Source organism: Methylophaga sp. UBA1464, assembly GCF_002325665.1.
Lineage (GTDB): Bacteria > Pseudomonadota > Gammaproteobacteria > Nitrosococcales > Methylophagaceae > Methylophaga.
Genome location: NZ_DCSO01000080.1, coordinates 29,723 through 34,721, shown reverse-complemented (window position 1 = coordinate 34,721; position 4,999 = coordinate 29,723). Strand labels below are relative to the sequence as shown.

Genomic DNA, 4,999 nt, shown 5'->3' with positions numbered 1-4,999 from the left:
TCAGGACCGTTGCCAATTAATGTGGCGCCTTTAACGGGACGAGTCACTTTGCCATTTTCAATCAGATAGGCTTCGCTACTGGAAAACACAAATTTCCCAGAAGTTATATCGACCTGGCCGCCGCCAAAATTCACGGCATAAATACCTTTTTCGACGGAAGCAATAATTTCTTCGGCCTTATGTTGTCCAGCCAGCATATAAGTATTCGTCATACGTGGCATTGGCAGATGGGCGTATGATTCACGTCTACCGTTGCCGGTACTGCGCATGCCCATCAAGCGGGCATTTAATTTATCCTGCATGTACCCAGTCAAGCGGCCATTTTCAATTAACGTGGTAAATTCGGTCGGTGTACCTTCATCATCAATTGTCAGCGAGCCACGGCGATCGGATAACGTACCATCATCGACTACAGTACATAAGGAAGAAGCCACCTGCTCCCCGATTCTGCCAGAAAAGGCTGAGGTGCCACGACGATTAAAATCACCCTCCAACCCATGACCTACTGCTTCATGCAGTAGCACGCCCGGCCAGCCAGAGGCTAATACCACGGGCATAGAACCAGCTGGCGCATCAACTGCTTCCAGATTAACCAGCGCCTGCCGGACAGCCTCTTTGGCAAATGTGACAGCTAAATCATTATCGATAAAGTATTGATAATCCAGACGACGGCCGCCACCGGCACTGCCGCGTTCGCGTCTTCCCTTTGATTCAACGATCACACTGACATTCATCCTGATTAACGGTCTGATATCTGCCGCATAGGTGCCGTCACTGGCCGCAATTAAAATATGCTCAAGACTTCCAGCCAAGCTGACGGTGACCTGATTAACTCGCGGATCAGCGGCACGCGCATAGGCGTCCGCTTCACGTAACAGATTTAACTTTGTCTGGGTGTCCATTCCCAATATCGGATCAAGATCAGAATAAAACGGAGATGCATCAACCATCTTGCGCGCATCGACCTGTTTTTGTTGTCCGTGTTTAACCACAGCACTGGCCGCATGAGTCGCCTCCAGAAGCGCTTTCAGACTCAGGTCATCTGAATAGGCAAACCCGGTTTTTTCGCCGCTGCAAGCCCGGACGCCGACTCCTTGCTCCAGATGATAACCACCATCTTTTATGATGCCATCATCCATTAACCAGTTTTCGCCTCGCGAACGCTGAAAATACAGATCAGCAAAATCAACACCGGGTCTCATGGTGCTTGATAAAGCCCGCTCAATATCTGATGTCTGCAACTCTGCTGGCATCAGTATCTGTTGTTCCAATTGGTCAAATATAGGGTTTGTCATTACTTTTGGACTATGTGTAAAAAGGACAATCTTAGCAGATCCAGGGGGTTGTTGATCTTTGATAGCTGTCTCCGTTGAGACTGAAAAAGCGCCAATTAAAGCGGCATGAGTGATGTCAGCCGGTACATCCATGACTATCATCCCGCCGGAACAGGCCCTAGAGTCTTGCCAATGTTTTTCTGGTAGCGCTTTATAAATGTCAATCTAACAAGATGAAACTAAGGTGTTTCCGGTCGACTCAATGAGAGGTCAGGATCATCCCAGGGACCGGTGAGTCGATAGCGATAACTAATCATATCCACTAAATCCCGGTCAAATAAACGACCCGCAATTCGGTCAACCAGATAAATCGCTGTTCCTACACCAAGCCCGACGGGCCCACCAGCAACCGCACCGGCAAGTGGCAAGGTGGAAGAAACATTGGGGGTGACCACTACTGTTTGATGATAGGTTCTATCAACAATATTGATAGGCCCGGAAACATCAATATTGGCACTTTCACCACGCATTTTGAGGTTATCGGTGACTGCCAGTCCATTGGCAAACTGGAAATCACCACTGATTTGTCTGAAGGCAAAACCTTTGCCAAAAAAATCACTGAAATCCAGGGACAAACGCCGTGGAATAGCGGCAAAACTCATTAAACCAAAGATCCGTCCAGCGGCACCTGGCTCTACATCGACCAGTTGACCATTATTGACTTGAAGGTTCAAGTCACCCTGTAATGCTGCCAGAGAGAGGTTTAATGGTTCATCTGGCCAGCTGAACTGTCCTTTAACCTCGACCTGATTCGCCTCAATGGCAGGCTGATACCCCAGATCCAAAAACAAACCGGCCAGGTCGTTACTGGTAAGTTGCAAGTTTAACTTACTGTTATCAGCAAGCTCATTTTTTTGCCAAACCCCATCCAGATTTGCCTGCAATACGGCTGATTGCAGACTGGCACTTTCCAATACCCAACGTTGGCCCTGTTGAATAGCTCGCGCTTGCACTCTGCCCAGCTGCATTCCATCCACTGTCAAATTATCAATATTTAACTGAAAGCTTGGCCATAAATCAGAGCTGAATTTTTTACGATCTGACGTTTCATTAGAGGCTGCTGGTAATTGAAGATCCACAAAATCAAAATGCAGCGTCGGTAATAAAGCAGAATCCATTGGCCAGCGAATATTGCCCCGCATTTGTCTCGACTGGATTTCCAGCTGCCAGATTTGATTCCTCTGAAACGCTTTTGATTGAACATCATTAAGCACCCACTGATTAAACTGCAGATTATCAACCGCCAGCTCTATTTCAACTGCAGGCCAGTTATCATTATTTTCTGTCTCAGGTAAGTCTTTCAGCCATTTCTGTTGCCATTGCGTCCAATCCGATATTGATAAATCGTTGAGTCGAGCTTTGAAGCGAATACCCGTTGCCGGCAGCTCTGGCTCCGGTAAACCAATAGTTATTTCAGCTCTTGTGGCATCCCCAGTTTGCCAGACGGCTTTTACAACATCGTCATAATTCAAGTGAAATAGCGGCCGCTGTTGGGTATCTTCCATCAATTCAACGCTGATCAAACGGCTATCAGCCGTCTTTTTCCCAATAGGCTCTGGGGCATCAATGGTTATTCCAGCCAAATCCGAAGTCACACGAATATCGGTCTCAAACTCACCCATAGATTTTTCCCGAATTTCGATATCAGCCTGATAACGGGTGGTACCACGCACAAACTCAGGCATATTTTTTTGCCACAGCCCCTCTAGCTGCTGACTATCGACTTCGCCTTTCGCTGTTACCAAGGTTGATTCAGCCTGGGGGATAACATCAATGAGGGTTGGTTTGGCAAAAATATTTGCATTAATGGCTTCCGCATTCACACCATCATTATTAAAGAATAAACGTCCTTTGATATCTTTAATTGGCATCTCAGGCATAGCCGCCAAACTGAGTTGACTGCTTTCAAAACTGAGATGACCAGTAACATCTGTTGCATTGGGGTCAAGCAATGGAATTTTCAGATTTAAGACAATGTTGCTATTGCCCTGAGCCGATACCCAATCGGTAATATCACCATAGCGTGGGCTAAGCGGACTGTTCTGCAAGAAATTCAGTGCATTCTGAGTAGTACCCGATAACAAGCCCGTCAAATCCAAAACAGGCTTACCAGCATAAATATTGTTAATGACCGCACTGACATCAACAAAATCAAACCCGGCGATTCTCCCTGACTTGGGCAAAATATCCAGCTTGTTAGCACTGCTGACGACTTGACCGGCAATACTTTCCAACGCCGGCCAGCCTTCCCCATAATCCAGTCCAACATCAACAACATTCAGGGTAAATTCGAATACATTTGCAGAATCATCAGCGGTAAATGGAAACTCAGCTAAATTGCCTTTTAATGTAAAGTTTCCACTTTCAATTTGTCCGCTGGTATAAGCATCTTCAGCCCATTCAAGATAATCAGGGTCCAAAATCGAACGGGGCACATAACTCAACCAGCTGGCAACAGCCACATCGAGCATTTGCAGATCTATATCGGCGAGAGTGGCATCAGATTGACTTACCAGGCCAATCTTGCCCCGGAAAGTAAGATCATTGTTCCAGATATTCAATTCTGTCAGTTGCATCTGCCAGTTCTGTTCGGCACCGGTCCAGTCCACGCTGGCTTCGACTACATCAAAGTAAATCGCCTCCGGCAGCCAGGTTGGGGCATACAACGTGAGATCACGGCTGTTAATCATTAGCTGTGTAGAAAGCGGATTCCAGTCAAGTTGCAAACTCAGTCCCGACACACCCGGCCATTCATCCACTGGCAAGCTGGCAAACTCATCCACTATCAACTTTGCCGATTGCAGCTCGTTATTATTCCATGAAAGCTGAATGTCGCGGATATCTCCCGCAGGTTGATATTTAGTCAGTATCGGCGGTGAACTCTCGCTGAGTAGGGCCAGGGTGGTCAAATCACTAAGCCGCAGAAAACTGCTTTGAGCGATCCAGCCTTTCATCTTTGAATACTGCAGATTTATCATCGACTGTGGCCAACTATCGCCTGCGACGGTCAACTGAACAGGATCGGCATTTAATTGCCAGGCAGCAGCATCACCCTGCCAGCTGAATTGTCCGGACATGTGATCAATGTCTAACGATTCAATTTCAGGCTTGTTCAGGTTTTCCAGACTGACATCGGTGAGCTGAACTTGGCCTTGCCATTGTTTTTTCAGTATCGATCCGGCATCTAATCTGAGATCTGCACGGCCGCGCGTCACTGAAATGGTATCGAATTGTTGGCTCTGAAAAATAGCAGCCAATTGCAATTGTCTGGCATCGAGCTGATTAACTTGCCAGTTGGCTATTCCAGCCGAATTTAACTCCGCCTCTATTGTGAAATTCAGCTGCTCTCCTAAATGGTGGGGTAAGGTGATATCACCTATCAAATTAGATTTGTTATTGTGAATCAATGCCAGTTGATTCAATTCATAAAGGCCACTCAGCTGTGGCTGTAACTGATCATCGAATTGAATTTCGGCCGATAACAATTCAATATCCCGCCAGGATCGCAATTGCTCAAACCATTCAATTTGAGAATCATCAAAATCCTGTTCTAACGATTTACCTTGCAAACCAATAAGGCTGAAACCACCTTCAGATGAACGCTGAATCGCCAGTTTCAGCCCGGATATACGTGCCGAATCAACCACCAATTGCCGTTGTTGCAG

At 46.7% G+C, this 4,999-nt stretch carries 2 protein-coding genes; both read right to left on the bottom strand.

Annotated elements, in window-relative coordinates:
* Positions 1–1,295: metalloprotease TldD (gene tldD / locus B3O33_RS10230; RefSeq protein ID WP_292363537.1), on the bottom strand; the 1,295-nt coding region annotated here is incomplete at its 3' end.
* 218 nt (positions 1,296–1,513) lie between these two features.
* A partial coding sequence (locus B3O33_RS10225; protein WP_292363536.1) for a YhdP family protein occupies positions 1,514–4,999 on the bottom strand: 3,486 nt, incomplete at its 5' end.